Annotated in this window: 21 protein-coding genes, 1 tRNA gene and 1 other RNA gene; 10 read left to right on the top strand and 13 right to left on the bottom strand. The window is 67.3% G+C overall.

The window, feature by feature from the left end; genetic code table 11:
- Nucleotides 1–6: 6 nt before the first annotated feature.
- The 6 genes from OG976_RS11735 to OG976_RS11710 are packed head-to-tail and all read right to left on the bottom strand — an operon-like array spanning nt 7 to nt 7391.
- Nucleotides 7–1734 (bottom strand): amidohydrolase, encoded by a 1728-nt coding sequence (locus OG976_RS11735; protein ID WP_328362173.1) that lies wholly within the window; start codon nt 1732–1734, stop codon nt 7–9.
- A gap of 44 nt (nt 1735–1778) precedes the next feature.
- The gene (locus OG976_RS11730; protein WP_328362170.1) at nt 1779–3152 is read right to left on the bottom strand and encodes a flavin monoamine oxidase family protein; all 1374 of its coding nucleotides are present in this window, start codon (nt 3150–3152) and stop codon (nt 1779–1781) included.
- A gap of 9 nt (nt 3153–3161) precedes the next feature.
- Nucleotides 3162–3941: an amino acid ABC transporter ATP-binding protein gene (locus tag OG976_RS11725; RefSeq protein WP_328362167.1), complete on the bottom strand. Its 780-nt coding sequence runs from the start codon at nt 3939–3941 to the stop codon at nt 3162–3164.
- On the bottom strand, nt 3938–5413 hold the full coding sequence (locus tag OG976_RS11720) for an ABC transporter permease subunit (protein ID WP_328362165.1): 1476 nt from the start codon (nt 5411–5413) through the stop codon (nt 3938–3940). Before OG976_RS11720 ends, OG976_RS11725 begins: the two co-directional genes overlap by 4 nt.
- Nucleotides 5414–5457: 44 nt before the next feature.
- On the bottom strand, nt 5458–6327 hold the full coding sequence (gluQRS, locus tag OG976_RS11715; protein WP_328362162.1) for a tRNA glutamyl-Q(34) synthetase GluQRS: 870 nt from the start codon (nt 6325–6327) through the stop codon (nt 5458–5460).
- Nucleotides 6324–7391, bottom strand: a complete 1068-nt coding sequence (locus OG976_RS11710; RefSeq protein WP_328362159.1) for an ATP-dependent DNA ligase — start codon at nt 7389–7391, stop codon at nt 6324–6326. The genes gluQRS and OG976_RS11710 overlap by 4 nt, the downstream gene beginning before the upstream one ends.
- Before the next feature lie 40 nt (nt 7392–7431).
- Between OG976_RS11710 and OG976_RS11705 the strand changes: the two genes are divergently transcribed.
- Nucleotides 7432–8469: a DNA polymerase domain-containing protein gene (locus OG976_RS11705; RefSeq protein ID WP_328362156.1), complete on the top strand. Its 1038-nt coding sequence runs from the start codon at nt 7432–7434 to the stop codon at nt 8467–8469.
- Nucleotides 8470–8815: 346 nt separating this feature from the next.
- Nucleotides 8816–10939 carry an Ig-like domain-containing protein gene (locus OG976_RS11700; protein WP_328362153.1) on the top strand — a complete coding sequence of 708 codons (2124 nt, stop codon included), beginning with the start codon at nt 8816–8818 and terminating at the stop codon, nt 10937–10939.
- A 394-nt stretch (nt 10940–11333) separates the two neighbouring features.
- Here OG976_RS11700 and OG976_RS11695 read toward each other — a convergent pair whose 3' ends face one another.
- A complete protein-coding gene (locus tag OG976_RS11695; protein WP_328362150.1) occupies nt 11334–11624 on the bottom strand; it encodes a hypothetical protein in 291 nt (96 codons plus the stop codon).
- Between OG976_RS11695 and OG976_RS11690 the strand changes: the two genes are divergently transcribed.
- Together OG976_RS11690 and OG976_RS11685 are read left to right on the top strand one after the other, a co-directional pair.
- The gene (locus OG976_RS11690; RefSeq protein ID WP_328362147.1) at nt 11623–12879 is read left to right on the top strand and encodes a PecA family PE domain-processing aspartic protease; all 1257 of its coding nucleotides are present in this window, start codon (nt 11623–11625) and stop codon (nt 12877–12879) included. The genes OG976_RS11695 and OG976_RS11690 overlap by 2 nt on opposite strands.
- 189 nt (nt 12880–13068) lie before the next feature.
- Nucleotides 13069–15501 carry a CocE/NonD family hydrolase gene (locus OG976_RS11685; RefSeq protein ID WP_328362144.1) on the top strand — a complete coding sequence of 811 codons (2433 nt, stop codon included), beginning with the start codon at nt 13069–13071 and terminating at the stop codon, nt 15499–15501.
- Nucleotides 15502–15514: 13 nt separating this feature from the next.
- Here the strand turns inward: OG976_RS11685 and OG976_RS11680 are convergent, their stop codons facing one another.
- From OG976_RS11680 to OG976_RS11670, 3 genes are all read right to left on the bottom strand, one after another.
- The gene (locus tag OG976_RS11680) at nt 15515–16594 is read right to left on the bottom strand and encodes an NAD(P)H-dependent amine dehydrogenase family protein (protein ID WP_328362141.1); all 1080 of its coding nucleotides are present in this window, start codon (nt 16592–16594) and stop codon (nt 15515–15517) included.
- A 63-nt stretch (nt 16595–16657) separates the two neighbouring features.
- Entirely contained in the window at nt 16658–17386 is a 729-nt protein-coding gene (locus OG976_RS11675; protein ID WP_328362138.1) for a hypothetical protein, read from the bottom strand.
- A gap of 72 nt (nt 17387–17458) precedes the next feature.
- Nucleotides 17459–17544: transfer RNA gene (locus OG976_RS11670), tRNA-Ser, on the bottom strand.
- Between the two features lie 79 nt (nt 17545–17623).
- Here OG976_RS11670 and ffs point away from each other — a divergent pair.
- The 4 genes from ffs (at nt 17624) to OG976_RS11650 (ending at nt 21524) form a co-directional block, all read left to right on the top strand.
- Nucleotides 17624–17718: signal recognition particle sRNA small type (gene ffs, locus OG976_RS11665), an RNA gene on the top strand.
- 54 nt (nt 17719–17772) lie between these two features.
- Nucleotides 17773–19074, top strand: coding sequence for an aminotransferase class I/II-fold pyridoxal phosphate-dependent enzyme (locus tag OG976_RS11660; protein ID WP_328363461.1), 1302 nt, complete (start codon nt 17773–17775; stop codon nt 19072–19074).
- Between the two features lie 9 nt (nt 19075–19083).
- Entirely contained in the window at nt 19084–21030 is a 1947-nt protein-coding gene (locus OG976_RS11655) for a DNA polymerase III subunits gamma/tau (RefSeq protein WP_328362135.1), read from the top strand.
- A 134-nt stretch (nt 21031–21164) separates the two neighbouring features.
- Nucleotides 21165–21524 carry a heme-binding protein gene (locus tag OG976_RS11650; protein ID WP_328362132.1) on the top strand — a complete coding sequence of 120 codons (360 nt, stop codon included), beginning with the start codon at nt 21165–21167 and terminating at the stop codon, nt 21522–21524.
- A gap of 4 nt (nt 21525–21528) precedes the next feature.
- On the opposite strand, the gene OG976_RS11645 is transcribed toward OG976_RS11650, so the two are convergent.
- Complete coding sequence (locus OG976_RS11645) at nt 21529–21969, bottom strand: Lrp/AsnC family transcriptional regulator (RefSeq protein ID WP_328362129.1); 441 nt, start codon at nt 21967–21969, stop codon at nt 21529–21531.
- A gap of 111 nt (nt 21970–22080) precedes the next feature.
- On the opposite strand from OG976_RS11645, the gene OG976_RS11640 reads away from it, so the two are divergent.
- Complete coding sequence (locus OG976_RS11640) at nt 22081–22518, top strand: rhodanese-like domain-containing protein (RefSeq protein WP_328362126.1); 438 nt, start codon at nt 22081–22083, stop codon at nt 22516–22518.
- Here OG976_RS11640 and OG976_RS11635 read toward each other — a convergent pair.
- Nucleotides 22515–23828 carry a class I SAM-dependent methyltransferase gene (locus OG976_RS11635; protein WP_328362123.1) on the bottom strand — a complete coding sequence of 438 codons (1314 nt, stop codon included), beginning with the start codon at nt 23826–23828 and terminating at the stop codon, nt 22515–22517. The genes OG976_RS11640 and OG976_RS11635 overlap by 4 nt on opposite strands.
- The gene (locus OG976_RS11630; RefSeq protein ID WP_328362120.1) at nt 23825–25198 is read right to left on the bottom strand and encodes an FAD-binding oxidoreductase; all 1374 of its coding nucleotides are present in this window, start codon (nt 25196–25198) and stop codon (nt 23825–23827) included. Before OG976_RS11630 ends, OG976_RS11635 begins: the two co-directional genes overlap by 4 nt.
- Nucleotides 25199–25288: 90 nt before the next feature.
- On the opposite strand from OG976_RS11630, the gene OG976_RS11625 reads away from it, so the two are divergent.
- Nucleotides 25289–25729 carry an SRPBCC family protein gene (locus tag OG976_RS11625; RefSeq protein WP_328362118.1) on the top strand — a complete coding sequence of 147 codons (441 nt, stop codon included), beginning with the start codon at nt 25289–25291 and terminating at the stop codon, nt 25727–25729.
- Nucleotides 25730–25734: the final 5 nt, after the last annotated feature.

Genomic DNA, 25734 nt, shown 5'->3' with positions numbered 1-25734 from the left:
CCCCGCTCAGCACTGGTGAGGTGGCGCCCCCGAGATCAGCGCCTGGTCGTAGCGCGGCGCAATACCTTTGACCGACTCCATGAAGCTGTCGAGGTCGACGCGGCGGGCCGACACCCAGGTGCCCAGCGTGCGGATGGTGTCCTGGAGCCGGGCCGGGTCGACGGTATAGGGGTCGGCGCTGAGCAGCACGAAGTCCGCGAGCTTGCCCGTCTCGATCGAGCCGATCTCGTGCTCTCGCTTCTGTTGCCACGCCGCGTTGATCGTGTGCGCCTGTAGCGCTTCGTCGAGGGTGAGGGATTGCTCGGGTGCATGAACCGTCCCGGACGCACTTCGTCGGGTGACCGCGTTCTGGATGTTGAGCCAGGGCAGGGGCGGTGACAGGTAGCCGTCGTTGTGGAAGGTGGGTCTCACCCCGCCGTCGTAGGCGTCCCGATACGGCTGCCAGCGGGCTCCGTAGGACGGCTCGAAGATCACGCCGTCATACAGGTCGCCCCAGTAGAGCGCCTGGAACGGTGACATCGAGGCGGTGACCCCGAGCTCGCCGGCTCGCAGGCACTGCTCCCTGCTGGGAGTGGCGAAATGCTCGACGCGCCAGCGGTGGTCGCCGCCGGTGAGCCCAAGGTGGCTCAGCGCCTGCTCGTAGCCGTCGAGGACCACGTCGATGCCTGCGTCGCCATTGATGTGGGTCGCGATCTGAAAGTCCTTGTCGCCGAACCGGCTTACCAGGGCGAGGAACTGATCCAGCGAGTAGTTCAGCACCGACAAGCCGGGAGCGGAGCCCACGGGAACATCGGCGATGCGGGCGCGGGCAGAGTCCAGATACGGCACACTGATGGCGGCTGTTCCGATGGAGGGGCTGCCATCCATCCAGATCTTGTAGCCGACGCGGCGGATCATGGGAGACAGCTCACCGAAGTCCATGTCCGAGTGCGCCGCCGGGTCGTAGGTGGTCTGATACAGCGAGTAGCGCACGGGACAGCCGGGCAGCGCGGCCAGGGCCTCCATCGGCGCACGCAGCCTGCTCACGAATCCCAGATCGCCGACGGCGGTGAAACCGTTGCGCGCCAACGTGGAATACCACGCGCCGAGATTGAACAGCGGCGACGGGACAACCCCGGGTAGGAAGGCGCTGAGCGCCATCAACGTTGCCTGGGTTTCGAACCCGACTCCTCCCGCCGTCCCATCAGGCCGACGGCTCCACCGCGCGTCCGGGGTGTCGGCCGGGGGTATGGCGTTCTTCCAGCCGAACAAGTGGGTGGCACGCGAGTTGAAATACAAAGCGTGGCCGGTGATGTCGAAGATCAGCACCGGGTGGTCCGGGAAGTAGCGGTCCAGGCTTGTCCGGTCCGGCATCGGGATCGACAGCAGGAGCCGGTCGAGGCCATTGAACAACAGCGGTTGGCCGGTCGGCGTCTGCTTGCGGAGGCGGTCGAAGAGCGCCTCCAGTTCGGACCAGGTGGGAAAGCCCACGAACGGGGCGATCCAGTGCGCCGGCTGCTGGCAGAGCACTGCGGCGGGAACGGGGTGGTCGTGTGCCTGGATGAACCCCGGCATCAGCACGGCCGGCCCGAGGTCTTCGATCGAGGCGTCCGGCGCCGCACCCCGGCAGTGTGCGAGTGAGCCCACCGCGGTGATGGTCCCGGAGTCGACGTCGACCGCCACGGCTTGCGCCCTGGGTTGCGCGGGGTCCATCGTGATGATCGAGGCGGCCTTGAGAATGGATCGGCTACCCACGCGCACTCCTCTCCTGGGTGGGCGGCGCTGGCCGTGAAATGCGGCTAGTTGCCCAGTGCGGCAATGACTTCCGCGGCAGCACGCTCGCCGGCCTCGACCGCACCCTCCATGTAGGCACTCCAGAACGTGGCGGTGTCGGTTGAGGCCCAGTGTATGGTCCCGATCGGAGCGCTGAGCGCCGACCCGTAGGTGGTCCACACGTGGGGGCCGTGATTGGCGTTGTAGCAGCCGCGGGTCCATTGCCGGTCGGACCACTCGCCGTCGACGTAGAACTCCGGCTTGGCGGCCTTGCTGCCATAGTGGCGGACAAGTTCGGCGGTCAGGGCCTCGCGCCGATCCTCCTGCGACCAACGGGAGTAGTCGCGGGCCTGTTCGCCCTCGAGGAACATCAGGATCACGCCGTGGTCGTCGTCGGGCAGGCAGGTGTCGTTGGACATCCGGGCCGGCCCGATATCGGAGATCAGCTGGCCATTGAAACCCTCTGAGCGCCAGAACGGTTCGTCGTAGACGAAGAATGCCTTCATGGACGAGCCGTTGGGCATCCGCTGGGTGAGTTGGTCGCGGACACCGGACAGCGGCGGGTCGTACATGATCCGCCCGGCCAGCGTCGGCGAGATCGCGACGATGACGCGCCGGCCCTGGGCCACCAGTCCGCCGCGGCAGTGCACGGTGACGTGATCGGCGGCGTGCTCGATCAGCAGCACCGGAGATTTGAGCACGATGTGCTCGGAGATCAGTGCGGCCAGCCGGTTGGGGATCTCGGCGGTGCCGCCGACGAACCGCGTCGTCTGTGCGCCTCCCTCGGACTCGGCGAACAATTCTGCTGTGACACCGCAGGTTTGGATGGTGAACAGCAGATGCAGGAACGAGACCTCGACGGTGGGCACCGCGAGAATGCCGACGGTGCAGATCTCCAGCAGCGTGCGGGCCACCGGCGCCAGGCCCTGCGCGTCGTACCAGTCTGCCGCCGTGATGACATCCCACTCTTCGGCGTGTGGGGCCAGCCACGGCGCTTCCGGCGGAACCTCCGTCGCCAGCTCGTCGAGGCGGCGCAGCACGCGCTCCAACTCGGCCAGCTCGTCGGCGAAGCGGGTATGGAAGTCGTTCTCGCCCAGCACTCCTGAGCCCACCAGTTCGTAGGACGTCTGCCCCTCGTCGAACTGTGGGTAGGTCTGCACGCCGAGTTCCTCGGCGAGCGCGAACATCCGGTGGTGAGTGTCGCCGATCCACTGCGCGCCGAGCTCCACCGGCAAACCCGGCAAGGCCTCCTCGGTGAGGATCCGGCCCCCGACCCGCTCGTCGGCCTCCAGAACAAGGGGCTGCAGCCCGGCTGCGAGCACCGTGCGGGCGGCGATCATTCCGGACAGGCCTGCGCCGACAATGATGACGTCGGCTTTACGGGGGGTGCTGGTTGCCATGGGGACAATCTAGAGGGGGTTGAGCACCCGTTCCAGGAATTGCCGGGTCCGGGCCTCTTTCGGGTTGCCGAGGACCTCCGACGGCGGACCCTGCTCGAGGATGATTCCCTGGTCGGTGAACAGCACCTGATCGGAAACCTGCCTGGCGAACTGGATCTCGTGCGTCACGATCACCAAGGTCCAGCCCTCGACCGCGAGGTCCTTGATCACCGAGAGCACCTCGCCGACGAGTTCGGGATCCAGGGCCGAGGTCGGCTCGTCGAAGAGCACTAGTTTGGGCTTGAGTGCCAGCGCCCGCGCGATGCCCACTCGCTGCTGCTGACCTCCGGAGAGTTCGTACGGGTATTGGTCCCGTTTCTCGGCCAGCCCGACCTGGTCGAGCAGTGCGAGGGCCTCGGCGATCACCTCGTCCTTGGGGCGCTTCTGCACGATCAGCGGGCCCTCGATGACGTTCTCCAGAACGGTCTTGTGCGGGAACAAGTTGTGCCCCTGGAACACGAAGCCGCTGCGCGACTGGAACCTGCGGACCTCCGGCTTGGGCACCGGCTGGGAGAAGTCGAGCTCGATATCGTCGACCCGGATCACGCCGGCGTCGGCCCGATCGAGCGCGTTGAGGGTGCGCAACAAGGTGGTCTTTCCGGAACCGGACGGCCCGATGATCGTGGTCGCCGTGCCCTTCCGCACCTTGAACGACACGCCTCTGAGTACCTTGTTGTCCCCGAACGCCTTCTCGACACCCTCGGCGGTGACGCGATACTCGACGTCCCCGGTCTTCTCGTTGCCGGTCATCGCGCCACATACCTTTCCAGCCGGTGCTCAAGGCGGCTCTGGCCGAACGAGAGCACCAGGCAGATGATCCAGTAGTACACCGCCGCCGTGCCGTAGAGCGCGAAGAATTCGAAGGTCGGTGCGGCGGCCACCTGTGCGGTGCGCAGCAGCTCGGTGACCAGGATCGTCGAGGCCAGCGACGTGTCTTTCACCAGCGATATCAGGGTATTCGACAGGGGCGGCACCGCCACCCGGGCGGCCTGCGGGAGGATGATCCGCCGCAGCGCACCGGTGTAGTGGTAGCCGATGGTCTCGGCGGCCTCCCACTGGCCCTTCGGGATGCTCTGGATCGCCGATCGGATGATCTCCGCCGCATAGCCGCCGACGTTGAGGCTGAACGCGATCACCGCGGCGAGGAACGGCTCGAGTTTGATCCCGATCTGCGGGAGCGCGAAGAAGATGATGAACAACTGCACCAGCAGCGGAGTGCCGCGAATGATCGAGATGTAGAACCGGGCGACATTCGACACGACGACGTTCTTCGACAACCGGCCCAGCGCGACCGCCAGCGCGATCACCAGGCCGATGACGAAGCTGATGACGGTCAGCGGAATCGTCACCGTGATCGCGGCCTTGGCCAGGGGCCACAGGTTGTCGGCGATCAGCTTCCACACCGAGCGGTGTCCGGGGTCGGCACCGCCGGCTGTCGGGTCTCCGGTGACATTGGCCTTCAGGTACTTCTGCGAGATCGCCGCCAGTGTGCCGTCGGCTTTCAGTTCATCGAGTGCCCTGTTCAACTCGGGCAGCAGGCCGCTGTTCTTTCGGGCCGCGAAGCCCTGCTCGCTCTTCTCCCCGATGGTGGCGCCGATCTTGACCGACTGGTCGTTGGTCTCGGCCTGGTAGGCGTGGAAGGCGATGCTGTCGTTGACCACAGCGTCCACCCGGCCCTGGTTGAGCAGGGTGATCGCCTGGGTGAAACCCTCCACCGGTTCCAGCTTCGCGCCGGCGTCACGGGACACCTGGGCCCAGTTGCTGGTGACCGTCGCACCGACCGTCTTGCCCTTGAGATCGTCGACCGACGTGATCGAGTTGTCGTTGGCCCGGGTGATGACGACACCTTCGCCCACCGAGTACGGCTCGGACAGGTCGTATTTGCTCTTTCGCTCGGGGGTGATGGTGACCTCATTGGCCACCACGTCGAATCGGTTGGCTTCGAGCGCGGCGAAGATGGAATCCCATGGCGTCTGAACGAACTGGACCTTCTTACCGAGCCGCTCGCCGACCGCGTTGGCGACGTCCACGTCGTAGCCGGCGAGCTGTCCGGTCGCGGGATCCTGGTAACTGAACGGTGCGTAGGTACCTTCGGTACCCACTCGCAGGACACCCGACGACGAGATGCGGTCGGCGCCGGTGTCACTCGATCCGCAGGCCGCGCTCACCAGCGCGGCTAACAGGACGAGCGCGAGCAGGGCTCTGCGGACATAGCGGGGCACCTTCGCACGCTAACAATCCCCGCAGCGCCGCCCAAGAGTTCCGATCAGCGCGGCCGGTATATCCACGGCCCGCGCGGCAGGCGTTCCGGATCGAATTCCGCGAGCATCCCCTGCGTCGTCGTCGCAGCGAAACCCAGCGACTGCGCGATCTGCGCCAGGGCGGCGTCCGTGCCGATTTCGGCCAGGGTCACCGCACCGTCGCGCTTGGCCAGTCGTTTGCCGCCGGCATTGAGCACCAGCGGCACGTGGGCATAGACCGGCTGCGGATAGCCCAGTAGTGCGCCGAGGTAGGCCTGCCGCGGCGCGGACGCCAGGAGGTCGTCGCCGCGGACCACCTGGTCGATACCGCTTTGTGCGTCGTCGACCACCACGGCGAGGTTGTAGGCGGGCACACCGTCGCCGCGGCGCAGGACGAAATCGTCGACCACACCGGTGTAGGCGCCGTGCACCAGATCAGTCACCGTGTATTCGGTTGTGTCAGCCCGCAACCGCAGCGCCGGCGGCCGGGCGGCGCGTTTAGCGGCGCGGTCGTCGTCGGACAGCTCGCGGCAGGTGCCGGGATAGGCCCCTTCCGGGGCGTGCGGCGCGCGCGGTGCGCTGAGGATATCCCTTCGACTGCAATAACATTCGTACACAAGACCGGCTGCGGCCAGGTGGTCCACGACAGCGTCGTAGCGGCTGCGGTGTGCGGACTGCCACTGCGGTTCGGAGTCCCAGGTGATCCCGATGGCGGCAAGGTCGGCGAGTTGGCGCTGCGCGATGTCGTCGTGGGTGCGGTCGTCGAGGTCCTCGACGCGCACCAGGAACCGCCTGCCCGTCGATCGGGCGAACAGCCATGCCAACACTGCCGTGCGCAGATTTCCGGTGTGCAGATCGGCCGACGGGCTGGGTGCGAACCGGCCCGCGCCGCTCACCCGCCCAGCCCCGGAACGATGTCGCCGAGCCGGAACCGCACCGGTTCGTCGAGCTGCTCGTAGGTGCACGAGCGCGGGTCGCGGTCGGGGCGCCAGCGGTTGAACTGCGCGGTGTGCCGGAACCGGTCGCCCTCCATGTGGTCGTAGCGGACCTCGACCACCAGCTCGGGGCGTAGCGGCGTGAAGGACAGATCCTTGCCGGCGTTCCAGCGTGAGCCTTCGTTCTTGCGGGGGGTGCGGTCACCGGCCTGGTGGGCGGCCCAGTTCCACGGGTGCCCCTCGAAATCGGTGACGAGCGGCTGCAGTTCGGCGAACAGCTCGCGCCGCTTGGCCATCGGGAAGGCGCCGATGACGCCGACGGAGGCCAGCGCGCCGTCGGGCCTGTACAACCCGAGCAGCAGCGAGCCGATCGCGTCGGCACCCGACTTGTGCACGCGGTAGCCGGCGACCACACAATCGGCGGTGCGCTCGTGCTTGATCTTGAACATCACCCGCTTGTCGGGTTGATAGGTGACGGTCAGCGGTTTGGCGATGATGCCGTCGAGGCCGGCGCCTTCGAACTCGGAGAACCAGCGTTGTGCGGTCGCCAGATCAGTGGTCGCGGGGGTGACGTGGAAGGCGGGGCCGGCGGCGGCGAGGGCGGCCAGCAGCGCGGCGCGGCGTTCGCTGAACGGGCGGCCGGTGAAGTCCTCGTCGTCGAGGGCCAGCAGGTCGAACGCGATGAAGGCGGCGGGCGTCTGTTCGGCGAGCATCCGCACCCGCGAGTCGGCGGGATGGATGCGCTGCTGCAGCGCATCGAAATCCAGCCCGTCCGCGGTGGCGATGATGATCTCGCCGTCGAGCACGCACCGCGCCGGCAGTTCGGATCGGGCGGCCTCGACCAGTTCGGGGAAGTAGCGCGTCAACGGCCGCTCGTTGCGGCTACCCAGTTCGACCTCGTCGCCGTCCCGAAAGCAGATCGACCGGAAGCCGTCCCACTTCGGTTCGTAGGAGGCCTCACCGGGGAAGGACGTCACCGACTTGGCCAGCATGGGAGACACCGGCGGCAGCACAGGCAAGTCCATGTCCCCATTGTGCCGACCTCTATAGGCGTAATTTCGAAGAGTGGCGACCAAAGCCGAGGAACTCGACGTCGACGGTGTCGCGGTGCGGCTCACCAACCGGGACAAGATCTATTTTCCCAAGCTCGGGTCGGCCGGGACCAAGGGCACGCTCGTCGAGTACTACCGCACGCTGGCCTGCAGCGGCCCACTGCTGACGGCACTGCGCGATCGCCCTACCCATCTGCAGCGCTTCCCGGACGGGATCGAAGGCGAGGAGATCTACCAGAAGCGGGTTCCCGAAAAGCATCCCGACTATCTGCAGACCTGCCGGGTGACATTCCCGTCCGGCCGCACCGCCGATGCGCTGAAGGTGACGCACCCGTCGGCGGTGGTATGGGCTGCCCAGATGGGCACCGTGACGTTTCACCCGTGGCAGGTTCGCTGCCCGGACACCGACCATCCCGACGAACTGCGGGTGGACCTCGATCCTCAGCCGGGCACCGGATTCGCCGAGGCGCGCACCATCGCCGTCGACATCCTCAAGCCGTTGCTCGACGAACTCGGTCTGATCGGCTACCCCAAGACGTCCGGCGGGCGCGGGATACACGTGTTCCTGCGCATCGCACCGCAGTGGGACTTCATCGCGGTGCGCCGGGCCGGTATCGCGTTGGCACGTGAAGTCGAAAGGCGCGCAGAGGATTTGGTGACCACCTCGTGGTGGAAGGAGGAACGCGGCACGCGGGTCTTCATCGACTACAACCAGAACGCGCGCGATCGCACGTTCGCCGCCGCGTATGCGGTGCGCGCCACCCCGATCGCCACGGTGTCGACGCCGCTGACCTGGGACGAGCTGGCCGACGCCGACCCCGACGACTACACGATGGCCACCGTGCCCGCGTTGGTCGCCCAACGCGGCGATCCGATGGCCGGGCTGGATTCGTTGGCGCAGTCGATCAATCCGCTGCTGGCGATGGTCGCCGCCGACGAGGAACGCGGCCTCGCCGACCTGCCCTACCCGCCGAACTACCCGAAGATGCCGGGCGAACCCAAGCGGGTGCAGCCGAGCCGGGATACCGATCGCAAGGCCGACGAGACCTGAACCGAGCGCGGAATTGCCCTCGCGGTCAATTAAAGTCGCGTTTTCGGGCGTCGCGACGGCACCGTCAATTTTTGCGATTTGCGCCGGAAACACCCCCGCGGATGGCTACCTTTGAGATCCGCACTCGGAGGGGTTCGATATGGCAGCGGCAGCGTGTATAGGGCGAGTTGGTGGACTGGCGGTCGCCCTCGGGGTAGGGGTGGCGATCGCGACCGGCGGTTCCGCAGTGGCGTGGGCGGACTCGGGTGACTCCACGGGCTCCTCGGCGCGGCACTCGGCGACCCAACGGGCAAGCAAGGCCGCCAAGCCGGATACCGCGGCAGTCCGGTCCGTAGAATCCACGAAAGTGGTTGCTGTCAAGCCTATTTCGGCTGCATCGACATCGACACGACTGGTCAAGCTGTTGGGAGACAACCCCGCCGTGCCCGCGGAGTCGCCACTGTCGTGGGCCGTGTTGGCCGCCGCGCGAAGGCAAATCGGGCAACCCCAAGTCGCGCCCAGTGCGCAGCCGACGGTGGCGGCCGTGGTGGTCAACAGCGCCCCGGTGATAACCGGTGTGGCAGTGGGTGCGCCGAGCGTATCGACCGGTGCCGTCACCGCCACCGTCACCGCTAGCGATCCCAACGGTGACAAACTCACCTACCGCGCAACGACGTCGGGCAAGGGGACGGTCGCCATCACCACCGCCGGCGTGTTCACCTACACCCCGACGGCCAAGGCCCGCCACGACGCGGCACTGACAACCGCCGATGCCCTGCTGACCGCAGACGCCGTCACCGTCACCGTCACCGACCCCGCCGGCGCCAAGGCCGTCACGACGGTGACCGTGCCGATCACGGCGAAGAACGCCGGGCCCACCGCCCAGACCACCGTCAACGCCCCCAACACCGGCAACGGATACGTCGGCGGCAAGGTCGCCGGAGTCGACGCCGACAGGGACCTGCTGATCTACAGCGTCAACCCCACCACCGCCAAGGGCGGCACCGTCACCGTCAACGGCGGGGGAGCCTTCGCCTACACGCCCACCGCGGCCGCCAGGCACAACGCGTCGGCTCTGAGCGCCACCCTCGCCGACAAGACCGACTCGTTCGTCGTCACCGTCGACGACGGTCACGGCGCACCGCTGGCCGTGACCGTCACGGTGGCGATCAGCCCGAAAAACGTTGCGCCGACCGGTAAGACCACCATCGGACCCCGCGACGTGAACTCCGGTGTGGTCACCGGATTCGTCGTCGGCTCAGACGTCGACGGCGACACCATGACCTACGCCGGGCCAGCCACCACGGCCAAGGGCACCTTCGCGCTGAGAGCCGACGGCAGCTTCACCTACACACCGACCGCGGCCGCCCGCGACAAGGCCGCGGCCTTCACCGGGCCACTCGCCGACAAGGTGGACACCTTCTCGGTCAACGTCGCCGACGGGCACGGCGGCACGGTCGCCGTACCGGTGAACATCACCATCAGCCCGAGTAACACCATCGCCGCCAACGGGCAGACCACCTTCTGCGGGTGCACGCTGATGCCGACCGACACGATCTTCCACGCCGACGTCCGTGCCCTCCCGGTCAAGGCCCAGTCGGGGGCGTGGATGAACGTCCTCGGCGCGAGCCGCGGCGCCACGCTGAAAGCCAACTGGGGCTACACCTGGCAGAACGCCACCGCCGGAATGCCGGTCAACGTGATCGGCGCGACCGCCCGCACCGAGAAGGTGATCTTCAACCGCGGTTACGCCACCAGCGGGCCGAGCATCGACAGCAGGCCGTATGCGATCCCGGACCGGCCCATCGTCGAAGGCATGCCCTCGGCGCCGGCGTGGGACCGCCACCTGCTGGTCTTCCAGGAGGGAACCTGCATCTCCCAGGAGCTCTACAACGTCGCCAACGGCGTCGAGTTGCCTGCCAACAGCCTGCTCGACGCGCTCGGTAACGCCGTCTACCGGGCGATGTACGGATCGTCCTGGGTGGCCGAAGCAGGCGTCCACTACGACATGAGCTCGCCGTACTACCCGACCACCGGGTGGGCGAACGCCGCGCGACTGCCCTACCTGCCGATGATCCTGCGCCCCGACGACCTGGCCCGCGGCAGCATCGACCACATGCTCGGCATCGTGATCTCCAAGGACCGCGGGACCGGATTCAGCTGGCCGGCCGGCTCCGGCGACGGCAACGGCACCAACGGCGTTCCGATGGGCAGCGTGCTTCGGCTGCGCGCCGACTTCGACATGTCCGGCTACTCGGCGTCGACCCAGGTGGTCCTCAAGGCGCTGCAGGAACACGGCGCGGTCATCTACGACTCGACGGTGGCGGGCCAGGACGGTGCCAAGCTCCTGGCAATGAGCAACGGGTGGGCCGGCACGGAGCATCTGACGGCTCAGGCAGAGCTCAACCAGGTGCCGATGAGTGCTTTCGACGTGGTCGACCTGTCGGGCATCCTGGTTGACCCGGCCGTCGGCTGGCAAATACGCCAGTGACTTCCACCCGTGCTGCTTAGGTGCCAGCTGTGAGCCGCGCGCGTTGGCTATCGCCGCCCATTGGCACTGTGATAGACAAACTCAGCAAACTAGCGCCTGCGACAGCGCGCTGTGACGAGCCTTCCAGGCAAGGGGAAGCTATGAGGCAAACCGACAGCAAGAACGGCCGAGGCGGCAAGCATCGCGCGAGGCGGCGGCTACAGCCCTATGCCTGGCTGGGTGCCGGGGCTGTGACTCTCGGTGTCGGGATGGCACTGACCGGTGGAACCGCTGTGGCCTACGCCGAGGACGGCGCCTCCGGCGGCAGCGCCAAGAGCGCGTCGGCCAGTTCGGACAGCGGTTCGTCTGACTCCACGTCCAACGATTCGTCCACCACGGCTAAGAAGGCCACCGCTCACTCGGCGCGCAGCAGCAAGGTGTCCTCGTCGGGCGGCAATACCAGCGCGAAGGATTCTTCGGGCACCGCCACGGCCGCGGCAGCGGTCACAACCGAGCCCTCGGTGACCACTTCCTCCACCGTGTCCTCCACCCTGTCCTCCACCGAGGCCACTTCCGCCACCGAGGCCACCACGGCGAAGGCGACGACGGTCGCGCATTCGGCCAGGGTGACCGCCAGCACCGAGACGACGACGTCATCGTCGGGTGCGGCGACGGCACTGCCGGCTGCCGACCCGGCACCGAGCATGAACTCGTACCTGCCGACGGACCCGATCGTCCCCGGTGTGGCGCTCTCGCTCGGCAAACAGCAGCTCGCCGACGCGCAGACCGAGCTGAACGCGGTCACCTGGGGCAGTGGGAACATCGCCGGCGGCCTGGCCGCGATCGTGCCGCAGCTGCTGCTGTCCAGCGCATCGGCCACCCTGAACTTCTACTCGGCGACCAATTCCGGTGCGCAGGGCTTCTTCGCCACCACCGCGGACATCCCGATCATCCACCAGCTGGCCGGTGGCAATCTGCTGATCAACATCCTGTTGCCATCGCTGGCCGGGGCGGAGATGAACGCCGCGGCGTTCTTCCTGCCGCTGGTTGGGGTGTTCACCGGCGGCACCGCGCTCGATCCGGTGACCAACAGCCTGAGCGCATCGATCTCGAACAGTCGCGTCTACGGATTCGTGCCGGTCTCCATGAAGGCCACCACCGAGCCGGTCGTCTACATCTCGGTCAACGGCGGCCCCAGCGTGCCGGTGCTCGTCGACACCGGGTCCTCGGGCCTGGTGATCTCCCGTAACGCCGTGAACACCAGCGGCCTCGGCAGCGCGACCGGCACCGGCTCGGCGACCTACAGCGGAGCGGTGACCGAGACCTACCACTACACCGACTACACGACCACGGTGGACTTCGGGAACGGCATCGTCACCGACCCGACGACGGTCCACATCGTCGACCAGGCCGACTCAGCGGCGTTCGAGAACTTCCTCAGCTGGGGTGCCGACGGCATCCTGGGCATCGGGGCGAACGCGGCCGGCTTCGCCCCGAACGTGCCGACGGCGGCGCTGCCGGGTGAGCTCAAGGACGGCGTGTTCCTCTACCAGGGGCTGTTCTTCGGGTTCGCCGGGCTGATGATCGTCGGCCAGAACCCGATGCCGGTGCGCACCTCGGTGCCCGGCGCGCCGACCGCCTACGTGCAGGTTCAGGTCGGCAACGGCGCCAAGACGACGGTGGGGTCGATCATCGACTCCGGTGGTGTGTACGGGACGATTCTGCAGTCGATCTCCGGTGGGGCCGTCGGTTCCACGGTGCCGGCCGGCACCAAGATCTCGGTGTACACCGCCGACGGCAGCACGCTGCTGTACTCCTACACCACCACGTCCTACGGCAGCCCGACGGTGATCTCGACCGGCCTGATCAACACCGGCTATTTCGCCTTCCAGCAGGGCCCGGTGTACATCAACTACGCCGCGCCGGACCGCATCGGCTCGACGGATTTCGACTACGCCTGAGGCATTGCGCCGCAAGGAAATTCGGGTAGTAGTTGCCGACAGCAGCAAACCCACAATTGACGATTTGGGAATTTCGGAGATCCCAGCCCGTGGTGGGACTAATCTCCGCTGAGGTGGCGTTCGCCAGTCCTCAGGAGGAAGAACAAAATGGGTGCTTCGCGGTTTGTGGGTCGGGTCGGCGGATTAGCGGTGTCCCTGGGGGTGGGCGCCGCCCTGTTGTCCTCCGGATGCGGTCTGGCATGGGCGGACGACTCCACCGGAGGAGCGGCCAGCTCCGGCACTGACAACTCCAGCTCGGCCAACGCCGGCTCGTCTGGCTCGCACGCCAAGACCACCGGCGGCACCCGGCGGGTGTCGTCCGACACCGGCAAGGTGAGCAGCAGCGGCGGCGCGCAGAGCAGCTCCAAGCACTCGAGCAGCGTCACGCTGACGACGCCGGCGGCGGCGTCGACAGCCACCGGCGGATCGGCTGAAGCCACGACGACCACGGCGGTGTCCACCATCGCCGCACCCTCGACCTCGACGGTCGGTTCGGTGAATCCCATCGCGCCGGCGACGGCCACCCCGGCGACCGGCGACCCGGCGGTGCCGGTCGACTCGCCGCTGGCCCTGGCGCTGGCCGCATTCACCCGCCGCGAGGCTTCCAGCACGCTCAGCACCGCCAACGTCGCCGCGCAGACCACCGCGTCGCTGACCATCGGCAGCAACCCGATCGTCGTCACCCCGGCCCTGGCCATCAACAACGGAATCGTCGTCGGCCAGAACTACGTCACCGCGCCGGTGGGCACGACTCTCGTCTACACGCTGGTCGGTTCGCCGGACAAGGGCGGCAAGGTCACCTTCTCGGCGACCACCGATCCCAACTACGTCCTGGGCAACTTCAGTTACCTGCCCGATCAGTCCGTGCTGACCGGCGCCGTCAACGAGAAGTTCACCATCATGGTGGCCCAGAGCACCGCCTTCGACCAGTTCCTGGGCGGCATCCCGATCCTCGGGTCACTGGCCACCCCGCTCATCAACGCCCTGCACCAGGCCCCGATCCTCGGTGACTTGCTGGCACCGATCATCGGCTACGCCAGCTTCGCGACGTTCAACTCCAACACCGTGCTGCCGAGCACCGCCCCGGTGGCCTACACCTACAAGATGCCGTCGTTCGACGGCACCCTGATCAGTGTCAACTGGTTCCCCGCCAAGAACCTCACGTCCGTTGATCAGCAGCAGACGGTGCTTGACGGCCCGGGTCTGGCCACCGCCGGCCAGACCGACCCGTATCAGCTCTACGGCATCTCCGGCCTCACCGCGGGTGTGGCCCAGCTGCGCGAGGCCGGCTTCAACGTCGTCACCTGGGATCCGCGCGGCGAGTTCGCCTCCGGTGGCGTCCTGCAGCTGGACAACCCCTTCTTCGAGGGCCGTGACGTCTCGGCGATCGTCAGCTGGGTCGCCGGGCTGTCCGCATCCAAGCTCGACAGCGCAGGCGATCCCGTCGTCGGCATGGTCGGCGGCTCCTACGGTGGCGGCATCCAGCTGACCACCGCTGCCACCGATCCCCGGATCGACGCCATCGTCCCGGGCATCGCCTGGAACTCGCTGAACAACTCGCTGTACCCCGACGGTGCGTTCAAGACGGCCTACGGCTCGCTGCTGCTGCTGTCGCTGATCACCAGCGGCGCCCGGATCAACAACCAGATCTACCTCGGCGTGCTCTCCGGTGACCTGATCGGCTACTTGAGCCAGACGGCGCAGGCGGTGTTGAGCAGCAGTGGTCCGACCTCGCTGCTGAACAACCTCGACATCCCGGTGCTGTTCCTCCAGGGCACCGTCGACGTGCTGTTCACGCTGCAGCAGGCCATCGACAACGCCGAGACCGTGCTGGCCAACGGCAACACCGACCTGAAGATGGTCTGGTTCTGCGGCGGCCACGGCGTGTGCCTGACCGGGCCCACATCGCCGAACCCGAACATCGCCGACACCATCACGTTCCTCAACCAGCAGCTGAAGGGGATCGTGCCCCCGGTCGGCACGGAGATCCCGACGTTCGAGTACACCGACCAGAAGGGCAACTGGTACACGGCCACCAACCTTCCGGTGTCGGGCAGCCCGTTCTTCGGCACCCCGGTTCAGGTGCTCAACAACGCTGCCGGCGGAGTGCTGGGGATCGTGCCGTTCCTCGGCGGTTCCGGGCCGGGATCGGGCACCCCGCCCTATCAGGCGACGCTGCCGTATTCGTTGGGACTGGCCTCGAAGGCCCAGAACGCGATCAACGTTGCGGTCAACACCACCGGGATCAACCAGATCGTCGGGGCACCCACGCTCAGCTTCGACTACCAGGGTCTGGGCACCAACCGCTTCGTCTACGCCCAGCTGGTCGACAACGCCACCGGCCTGGTGGTCGGCAACCTGATCACTCCGGTCGCCGTGACGATGGACGGCCAGACCCACACCGCCACCGTCAACATGGAGAACATCGTCTACACCGTCGCCAATCCGAACGTCGACAACCTGACGCTGCAGATCACCAGCGCGACCACGGCGTACTGGAGCTTCACCTCGTTCGGCGTGGTCAATATCTCCAACATCGACCTGACGTTGCCGACCCCGGCGACGATCACGCCGTCACCGTAAAAGGGCTGGGCGGCTAGCGCTTTCGGCCTACCGCTGCCACGCCGCGGGCGTTGGGCAGCGGTAGGTCGTTGTAGGTCGCGATACCCGGGGCAGCCGCGACAACGGCCGGGATGGCATGGATCGGCGGCATCGCCGTCATGATGTGGCCGAGGACGAAGAAGTCCTCGATGGACTTGGCGTTCTCGATCAGGTCCGGCGGCGGCAGGAAGCCGACGGTCATGGTGACCGTCGGGCGGCCGTCGATGGTGATCTTCCAGCCGTCGCCGTCCAGTTTCCAGTCCGGGTCCAGCGTCTGGCCCTTGCGCCACCGCACGTTGAGGTCGATGACGGTGGTGCCGTCGACCCGGCCCTGCCAGCTGGCGAACACCCCGGCGACATGGCCGGCGGGGATGGTCCAGGACGCCATCACGAGGTCCTCGGTGGTCTGCGCGTACTCGGCTTCGCACACGATCTCGTCGAGGTCCACGCCGAGGGAGTCGGCCACCAATTGGACGGCTTCGGCGAAGATCGCGGTGCCCTCGGCGGCTTTGCCCGGCAACTCGGGATCGTCGATGTGCATCCCGAACCCGCACGGCCGCTCGGTGTCGGGGGAGTCGTAGAGCGTGGTGTCGGCGGATTCGGCGATGGTGACCTTGTCGACGCGGTCGCAGGCGGTGGTGGCGACGATCGCGAGTAGCTCGGCGAAGCCCGGACTGACACCTGAGCCAAACATCGTCGAGCCGCCCGCTAGGCAGGCCTGCACGATGCGGGCACGATCCTCGCCGAGGTTGTGGCCGGTGACGAAGGATGCCGAGGCGACGACGTTGACCCCGGCCGACAGAATGCGGACCAGTTCGTCGACGTCGTTCCACATCGGGTTGTAGACCACGCAGTCCGGCTTGAGTGCCAGCAGCGCGTCGACGTCATTGGTGGCTGTTACGCCGAGCGGCTCGATCCCGGCCAGTTCGCCGACGTCACGGCCGGTCTTGTCCGGCGACCAGGCGTAGCAGCCGACGAGTTCGAGGGTGGGGTTGGCCGCGATGGCCGCCACCGAGCTTTTTCCGACGTTGCCGGTCGTCCACTGGACGACTCGATACGGGGCAATGTTGTGCACTCGCTCAGCATAGGAGAACACGGTCGTTGAGATCGCGCCATTGCGTCGATCTCGGCGGGGCGATCAGTCTTCGGGGGCGATGGTGCCGCGGCTGCTGCGCCGCAGGCGATGCTTGGTCTTCCCGGTCGGCCGCTTGTTGAGAAGGGCACCGGATTCGGGTTCGGCTTCGGGCGCTTCTGCCTCTGCCTCGGGCTCCGTCGCCTCGGCCTCCTCGGCTTCGGCCTCCTCCGGCTCCTCGGCCTCGGTTTCCTCTGCCGCGTCTGCCTCGGGCTCCGTCGTCTCGGCTTCTTCGGCCTCTTCCGCTTCGGCCTCGGCCTCGGCTTGCTTGCCGCGCTTACGCTTCGGCTTCTTCTCCTTGGGCGGCTTGGGCGCCTGCTCGGCGACAAAGGAGAGGTAGAACGCGGCCAAGGCCAGGACCGCCACCGCAGCGGCGGCACCGTAGACGCCGAACAGCCACGGCCCGGCGGTCTGCAGGCTCACCCAGATCTCGGCGATCGCCGTGCTCACGATCAGCGCAGCGGCGACCAGGTGCAGGATCAGCGACCACAGCCGCAGCCGCAGGGCGAGGGCGGGTGTGCCCAGCGCCGGCTCGCGGGTGCGCTGCAGAGTCAGCAGCACCGGCAGCGCGGCCACCGCGAACAACAACCCGGTGACAATGCGCAGCACCGTCCCGAGCGTGTGCGACGTATCGCCCATGAGCTCCCACCACCGCGGCAGGACGAACAGGAAATACAGGACGCCCCCGATCAGCCACACCGTCAGGTGCACTGCCGTCGTGGTGAAGCGACCCATACCCCTCCTAATGCTGTGAATCCGAGGTGCGATCGGTGGTGACTCACCCCCGATCGCACCTCGGATCAGGTGCGGAGGATAGGGGATTTGAACCCCTGAGGGCTATTAACCCAACCCGCGTTCCAGGCGAGCGCCATAGGCCACTAGGCGAATCCTCCGTCGGCAATGGTAGCCGACTTGAAAGGCGCTCGGATCCGGCTGGCTGACAGGCCGGGTTGGCGCGGGTATTAGACTCGCTGTGGACCCCGCGCGGCGTCTATCCTGTGAACTCCCCCAGGGCCGGAAGGCAGCAAGGGTCAATGGGCTCTGGCGGGTGCGCGGGGTCCCCTATTTGTCGGGTACATCTCCACCCGGTGATCACGGCGTTGACGGTCGAAAGGCGCATGGTGTCGTTCCACTCCCTGAGCCCTGCCGAGTTGGCTGCACAGCATGAGACCCAGCTGCAGAACTACGCCGATCTGCAGGCCAAGAAGCTGGCCCTGGACCTGACCCGCGGCAAGCCGTCCAGCGAGCAGCTGGACCTGTCCAACGCCCTGCTCGGCCTGCCTGGCGCCGACGACTACCGCGACGACGAGGGCACCGACACCCGCAACTACGGCGGCCTGCACGGGCTGCCCGCGCTGCGGGCCATCTTCGGCGAGCTGCTCGGTGTCCCGGTGCCCAACCTCATCGCCGGCAACAACGCCAGCCTGGAGATGATGCACGACGCCGTGGTCTTCTCGTTGCTGCACGGCGGGGTCGATTCGCCCCGGCCCTGGATCCAGGAGAGCGCAGGGATCAAGTTCTTGTGCCCGTCGCCGGGCTACGACCGTCACTTCGCGATCACCGAGACCTACGGCATCGAGATGATCAACGTCCCGATGCTCGAGGACGGCCCCGACGTCGACCTCATCGAGGAACTGGTCGCCGCGGACCCGGCCATCAAGGGCATGTGGTGCGTGCCGGTGTTCTCCAACCCCACCGGCGCCACCTACTCGTGGGAGTCGACTCGCCGTCTGGTCCAAATGCACACGGCAGCACCGGATTTCCGGTTGTTCTGGGATAACGCCTACGCGGTGCACACCTTGACGCTGGACTTCCCGCGCCAGGTGGACATCCTGGGCCTGGCCGAGAAGGCCGGCCACCCCAACCGGCCGTTCGTGTTCGCCTCGACGTCGAAGATCACCTTCGCGGGCGCCGGGGTGAGCTTCTTCGGCGGCTCGCTGGGCAACATCGCCTGGTACCTGCAGCACGCGGGGAAGAAGTCGATCGGCCCGGACAAGGTCAACCAACTGCGGCACCTGCGGTTCTTTAAGGACGCCGACGGAGTGCGGCTGCAGATGCTGCGTCACCAGCAGCTGATCGCCCCCAAGTTCGCGCTGGCGCTGGAGATCCTCGACAAGCGGCTCTCGGACTCCAAGATCGCGTCGTGGACCGACCCCAAGGGCGGTTACTTCATCAGCCTCGACGTGCTGCCCGGAACGGCCAAGCGCACGGTGGCACTGGCCAAGGATGCCGGTATCGCCGTGACCGAGGCCGGGGCGTCGTTCCCGTACCGAAAAGATCCGGACGACAAGAACATCCGCATCGCTCCGACGTTCCCTCCCACGTCTGACCTGACCGATGCGATCGACGGCCTGGCAACCTGTGCGTTGCTGGCCGGCACCGAGGCGCTACTGCGGTCGGACTCTGTCACCGACGGTCGGTAGCCTTCTCCCGTGGCGCTCTACCGCAAGTACCGGCCGGCAACCTTCGCCGAGGTGGTTGGGCAGGAGCACGTCACCGAACCGCTGTCGATCGCGTTGTCGGCGCATCGCATCAACCACGCGTATCTGTTCTCCGGTCCGCGCGGCTGCGGTAAGACGTCCTCGGCGCGCATCCTCGCCCGCTCACTGAACTGCGAGCAGGGCCCGACGCCGACGCCGTGCGGGGTGTGCGACTCGTGTGTGGCACTCGCCCCCAACGGCGGCGGCAGCGTGGACGTCACCGAACTCGACGCCGCCAGCCACGGCGGTGTGGATGACACCCGCGAACTGCGCGACCGGGCGTTCTACGCGCCCGCACAGTCGCGCTACCGCATCTTCATCATCGACGAAGCGCACATGGTCACCAACGCCGGTTTCAATGCGCTGCTCAAGATCGTCGAGGAGCCACCCGAGCATCTGATCTTCGTGTTCGCCACCACCGAACCGGAGAAGGTGCTGCCGACGATCCGGTCGCGGACCCACCACTACCCGTTCCGGCTTCTGGCGCCCCGCACCATGCGGTCGTTGATCGAGCGCATCCTGGCCTCCGAGGATGTCGAAGTCGACGACGCCGTCTTCCCGCTCGTGATTCGGGCGGGCGGTGGGTCCCCGCGCGACACCCTCTCGGTACTCGACCAGCTGCTGGCCGGGGCCCAGGACAACCGGGTGCACTACCAGCGGGCGCTGGGGCTGCTCGGTGCCACCGACGTAGCGCTGATCGACGACGCGGTGGACGCGCTGTCGGCCGGTGACGCAGCCGCCCTGTTCGGTGCTGTCGAGTCGGTCATTGACGCCGGCCACGACCCACGCCGGTTCGCCGTCGATCTGCTCGAGCGTTTTCGCGATTTGATTGTGCTGCAAGCGGTTCCGGATGCGGCCAGCCGCGGCGTGGTGGACGCCCCCGACGACGTCCTGGAACGGATGCGCGATCAGGCCGCGCGGGTCGGCCCGGCGACGCTGGCCCGCTACGCCGAGGTGGTGCATGCCGGGCTGGGGGAGATGCGCGGGGCGACGGCACCGCGGCTGCTGCTGGAGGTGGTGTGCGCCCGGCTGCTGCTGCCGTCGGCCAGCGATACCGAGTCGGCACTGCTGCAGCGCATCGAGCGGATCGAAACCCGGATGGACATCTCCATTCCGGCGGGCGAAGCGGCATTGAGCTCACAGGCGCCGGCCCCGGCCAGACAATACGTGCGCAAGACGCAGGCACCTGCTGTTGATCCGGCGCCCGCCCCCGCGACACCGGCGCCCGCGCCGCCTCCCGTCGCCAAGCCGGAGCCGGTGGTTGAGCCCGTTGCGAAGCCGGAGCCTGTTGCTGAGCCGGAACCCGTAGCCAAGCCAGAACCCGTTGCGCAGCCGGAACCCGTCGCGCAGCCTGAGCCGGTTGTTGAGCCTGAGCCTGAGCCCGCGCCGGTGGCCCCGCCGCCGGCGCCCGTCGCGAAGCCGGAGCCGGTCGCCCCGGCTGCGGTCGCCGGTGAGCCCGGGGCCGCGGCGGTGCGCAGCATGTGGTCGACGGTGCGCGAGAAGGTCCGCGATCGCAGCAAGCCCCTCTACGCGATGCTGGATGCCGCGATCGTTCTGGCAGTCGATGGCGACACCCTGGTGCTGGCGCACCCGTCGGGCCCGCTGGCAAAGCGGTTGGGCGAGCAGCGCAATGCCGACGTCATCCGCGACGCGCTCAAGGACGCCCTCGGGGTCGACTGGCGAATCCGCTGCGAGGTCGGTGCGGGCCAGCCCGTCGCCGCCGCGGAGCCGCTGCCGCCCGAGCCGGCACCCGATCCAGTTGAGGCGCAACGCGCCGAGGAAGACAGCATGATCGCCGAGGTCGGCCGCGACGAGGACGCTGCACCGCGCCGCGACCCCGAAGAGGTCGCGTTGGAACTGCTGCAGACCGAGCTGGGCGCCCGCCGCATCGAGGGCTGAGTCGGACGAATTCGCTGTGTAGTCGCTGGGATTGGCCGTCTCCGGCGTGCGGAACAGCCCCACGCCCCTTACTGTCGACCTCACATGCGGTCCGGCCCGGGCCGCTCGTTGACGCAGAACGGAATGAATCGGCGATGCCCAGGACTCTTCTGACCCGGCGACTGACGGCTGCGGCGTTCGGCGCGCTCACGGTGACGCTGGTGGGTGTGGCACCGGCCGCCTCCGCCGACCCGCCGCCCAACTGCACTGCCGCCGACCTCGAAGGTGTGCGCACCGGTGTGCAGTTCGCGACCTCTGCATACCTGTTCACCCACCCCGATGTGAACGCCTTCTTCAGCAGTCTCGGCGGGCTGCCCCGTGCCGACGTTCTGGCGCGGGTGAAGACCTATATGGCGGACAATCCGCAGGTGAAGACCGACATCGCCGGGATCCGACAACCGTTGCTGGACATCAAGACTCGCTGCGGGGACGCGGGCGCGCCCGGTCCGATCTGAGCGCTCATGCCGGCGTGATCCGCCGCCTGGGCAGCGGACTGGAGTACACGACGCTGGTCGTGATGCTGCCGAGCGTGGCGAGCTTTCCGGCGATGCGTTCGAGGTCGGTCATCGACCGGGCCAACACCTTCATGATGAAGCAGTCGTTGCCTGTGACGTGATGTGCCTCAACGACTTCCGGCACAACCTCGAGCAGGTCGTGGACAGGCTTGTAGTTACCGGACGGAAACGCCAGCCGGACGAAGGCCGTGATGGGGTAGCCCAGCGCGTCGGCGTCCACGGTGGCGGCGTAGCCGGTGATGATGCCGGCGTCGACCAACCGCCGAACTCGGTCGGCGGCCGAACTGGGCGACAGCGCGACCGTCCGGGCCAGATCGGCCATGCTCACCCGGCCGTCTGACTGCAGTGTGTCCAGGATCAGCTCGTCGGTGCGATCAAGCGTCACCCGTCGATCGTTCGGCATAGGGCGAATGATGCCATCGATTCCACGGGGATTCTCACCGATTCACGTTGATCTGCCCTTCCGTGAGGGTGCGGGCCGTTGTTCGATTACAGGATGACTGGGGATAAGACACTGACTGCCCGCGACTTCTTCGCCGCCAAGCTCGCCTTCGAAACCGACCCCGCCGACCTGGCCGCAGCCCGTCAGGCCGGGCAGTGCCCGGTTGTCGTCGACACCCGCTCAGCGATCGCCTGGGGGCAGGGCCACATCCCCGGAGCGCTGCACATCCCGGGTGCCGAGCTGCGGCAGCGGGCTGGCGGTGAACTGCCGGATCGCGACGCCGACATCGTCGTCTACTGCTGGGGGCCGGGCTGCAACGGCTCGACCCGCGCGGCACTGCTGCTCACCGAATTGGGCTACACCCGGGTGCGTGAGCTGATCGGCGGGTTCGAATACTGGGCGCGCGAAGGATTGTCGATCGAGACCGCGGCGGGCCGCACCCGCCGGCCGGTGGACGATCTCACCGCACCCGTGCCCGAGGCGTCGGGCTAGGCGTTCCACCACGGCCGCAGCGGCAGGCCGCCGTCGCCGCCGCTCTCGTCCAGTTTGACGGCCAGAACCTGGTGCAGCTGAACCACATTGGTCTCGAACCCCAGCCGCGACCCGGCCATGTACAGACCCCACACCTTGGCGGTGGGCAGTCCGACCTCGTCGACCGCCTCGTCCCAGTGCTCCACGAGGTTGCGGCACCAGTCCCGCAGGGTCAGCGCGTAGTGGTGGCGCAGGTTCTCTTCGTGGATGACCTCCAGACCGGTGTTCTGCACCGCGGTGATGATGCGGCCCGAACCCGTGAGTTCCCCGTCGGGGAAGACGTAGCGGTCGATGAAGCCGCCTGCGGTCGGCCCGCTGCGGTTGTCGTGGCGGGTGATGCAGTGGTTCAGCAGCAACCCGCCGGTGCGCAGCTTGGACTTCAGGAAGCCGAAGTAGGACGGGTAGTTGGCCACCCCAATGTGTTCGGTCAGCCCGATCGAGGACACCGCGTCGAACTCGCTTTCCAGGACGTCGCGGTAGTCGCAGTGCCGGACCTCGGCCAAGTCGGCCAGGCCCTCGTCGGCGATCGCTTTCTGCGCCCACGCCGCCTGTTCCCGGGACAGCGTCACGCCGGTGGCTTTCACCCCGTGCCGCGCAGCGTGGCGGACCATGCTGCCCCAGCCGCAGCCCACGTCGAGCAGCCGGTCACCGGCCTTGAGGTTGAGCTTCTCGAACAACAGCCGGTACTTGTTGTCCTGCGCCTCTTCCAGCGTCGCCTCGGGGTTCGGGTAGCACGCGCAGGTGTAGGTCATCGACGGCCCAAGTACCCACTCGTAGAACGCGTTGGACACGTCGTAGTGGTGGTGGATGGCCTCGGCGTCGCGTTTCTTGCTGTGCCGCAAGCCCTCTGCGATGCGGCGCCAGCGCGGCAACGCCTCCTGCGGTGGTGGTGCGATCGGCTTGAGATGCTCGATCCCGATGGACCGGACGATCTCGACCAGCACGCGGGCCGGCGGGAGCTTGAAGTCCATCGATTGGCCGAGGGCCTTGAGCAATTCGTAGGGGTCACCGGGGTGCACACCCTGCACACCCAGGTCACCGGCGACGTAGGCGCGTGCGAGGCCGAGGTCACCCGGTGCGGTGGCCAGGTAGGTGGTGCCGCGCGGAGTGAGAAGTTCCAGGCCCAACTGGGCGTCCTCGGGGCCAGCGCTACTGCCGTCGTAGGCGCTGAACTTCAGCGGCAGTTCCCTACCGGTGGTGAAGATCTCGATGATCTCGGCCAGGCTGAGCTTTCCCGGGGCTTCGGTGGGGTCGTCGCTGAAGGTCGTCATTGTCGTTGCACCGCCTTTGCATACAGGTCCAGCAGCCGCGAATCGGGGTCGTAGATCTTCTTCACGGTCCTGTAGGTTTCTCCGCCGTAGAGCTCGTCAAACTCCTCCCGGCTATAAAAAGAATCTGAGTACAGCGACTTGTGGCCGTGCAGGTCACTGATTTTGCCCTCGATGAGTCGATTGGTGTACCCCTCGGATGGGCCGACCGGCACCGACGACCAGAAACCGGCATTGACATAGGTGTGGTGGGCGCGCAGCGGGTACAGCGGCCAGCCGCCCTGGTCGCGCAGCCGCAACGGGCACAGCCAGATCGGTTCGATCGGGACGTTGTCGAGGAACCAGGACAGGAACTCCTCGATGCCCTCGATCGGTACCTCCACGTCCTGCACCACTCGTTCCCGCGGTGGCCGGCCGTGCCGCGCTTCGATGCGGTCGGCGATGTTGAACTTCTGGTCGTAGCCGATCAACTTCCAGTAGACGCTGCTGCGGCGGTAACGCCGGGGCCACAGCCGGCGGATGGTCGGGTTCTGCGCGCCGAAAGCCCTTGAGCACCAGAACCAGTCGGTGTCCCAACGCCACAGGTAGTCGTGGATCGTCAGCCGGTCGTCCTTGACTCCGGCGGCGTGCTGGATCGACCGGTAGTAGATGTCGGATCCCGTGTAGTCACTGACCGGGCCCGGCGTCGTGGTCTGAGTGCCCAGGCACAGGTAGCTCTCGTCGGCGCTGAACACCACACCGTCGAGGTAGTCCACCGGCTGCCCGTTGTATCCGCCGGTGTCGACGATGCGGTCCATCTCGGCGACCAGGTCGGCCAGCGTGTGGAACCGGATGTGCTGCAGGCTGACGAACGGTTTGACCGTCTCGAGCTCGATCCGCAGACGAACTGAATAGCCCAGCGTCCCATAGGAATTCGGAAAGGCTCGGAAGAGGTCGGTGTGCTGCTCGGGGCTTGCGGTGAGCACCTCGCCGGACCCGGTGAGGATGTCCATCTCCAGCACCGACTCATGGGGCAGGCCATTGCGGAACGAGGCCGACTCGATACCCAGACCCGTCACCGCACCACCGAGGGTGATGGTCTTGAGTTGGGGGACGACCAGTGGGGACAGGCCGTAGGGAAGTGTCGCCGCGACGAGGTCCTCGTAGCTGCACATGCCGGCCACGTCGGCGGTCTTGCTGTCGGGGTCGACACTGATGACCCCGGTCAACCCGGAGGTGTCCAGGCCCGGTGCGTCGCGCTTGGCGCGGGCCCGGAACAGGTTGGACGTCGGCTTGGCCAGCCGCACCGACGCGGCGGCGGGGATAGCGCGGTAGCTGGCAAGGAGCCGGTCAACTCCACGCCCGTGAGTGGTCGGTGCTGCGTTAACAGCCACACGACTACGCTAGTCGCCAGCCCCAGTCGATGCGACCGCACGACTGATCAACACACCGGTATAGCACCGCCACTAGAGGAGTTTTTCCTGATGGGACAGGTCAGCGCGGACAGCACCATTCTGATCGACGCCGAACCCGCCGCCGTGCTCGATGCGATCGCGGACTACCAGGGCGTGCGCCCGAAGATCCTCTCGCCCCAGTACAGCGACTACCAGGTGCTGCAGGGCGGCCAGGGCCAGGGCACCGTAGCCAAGTGGAAGCTGCAGGCCACCAAATCGCGGGTGCGCGAGGTGCAGGCCAACGTCGATGTGGCCGGTCACACCGTCATCGAGAAGGACGCCAACTCGTCGATGGTCACCAACTGGACCGTCGCCCCGGCGGGCCCGGGCTCCAGCGTCACGGTCAAGACCACCTGGACCGGAGCCGGAGGCGTCAAGGGCTTCTTCGAGAAGACGTTCGCACCGCTGGGCCTGCGCCGGATTCAGGGCGAGGTGCTGGCCAACCTGAAGAAGGCCGTCGAGAGCGCCTAACTGGG

The organism is Mycobacterium sp. NBC_00419, assembly GCF_036023875.1.
In the GTDB taxonomy this organism is placed as follows: Bacteria; Actinomycetota; Actinomycetes; order Mycobacteriales; family Mycobacteriaceae; genus Mycobacterium.
This window is presented reverse-complemented; position numbering and strand designations above follow the sequence as displayed.

What these genes read in the sequence shown, in the direction of transcription:
- OG976_RS11730 (WP_328362170.1), bottom strand. Translation starts at nt 3,152, where the DNA reads ATGGCAACCAGCACCCCCCGTAAAGCCGACGTCATCATTGTCGGCGCA.
- OG976_RS11725 (WP_328362167.1), bottom strand. Translation starts at nt 3,941, where the DNA reads ATGACCGGCAACGAGAAGACCGGGGACGTCGAGTATCGCGTCACCGCC.
- OG976_RS11710 (WP_328362159.1), bottom strand. Translation starts at nt 7,391, where the DNA reads ATGGACTTGCCTGTGCTGCCGCCGGTGTCTCCCATGCTGGCCAAGTCG.
- OG976_RS11690 (WP_328362147.1), top strand. Translation starts at nt 11,623, where the DNA reads ATGAACTCGTACCTGCCGACGGACCCGATCGTCCCCGGTGTGGCGCTC.
- OG976_RS11695 (WP_328362150.1), bottom strand. Translation starts at nt 11,624, where the DNA reads ATGCTCGGTGCCGGGTCGGCAGCCGGCAGTGCCGTCGCCGCACCCGAC.
- OG976_RS11675 (WP_328362138.1), bottom strand. Translation starts at nt 17,386, where the DNA reads ATGGGTCGCTTCACCACGACGGCAGTGCACCTGACGGTGTGGCTGATC.
- OG976_RS11650 (WP_328362132.1), top strand. Translation starts at nt 21,165, where the DNA reads ATGCCCAGGACTCTTCTGACCCGGCGACTGACGGCTGCGGCGTTCGGC.
- OG976_RS11640 (WP_328362126.1), top strand. Translation starts at nt 22,081, where the DNA reads ATGACTGGGGATAAGACACTGACTGCCCGCGACTTCTTCGCCGCCAAG.
- OG976_RS11635 (WP_328362123.1), bottom strand. Translation starts at nt 23,828, where the DNA reads ATGACGACCTTCAGCGACGACCCCACCGAAGCCCCGGGAAAGCTCAGC.
- OG976_RS11625 (WP_328362118.1), top strand. Translation starts at nt 25,289, where the DNA reads ATGGGACAGGTCAGCGCGGACAGCACCATTCTGATCGACGCCGAACCC.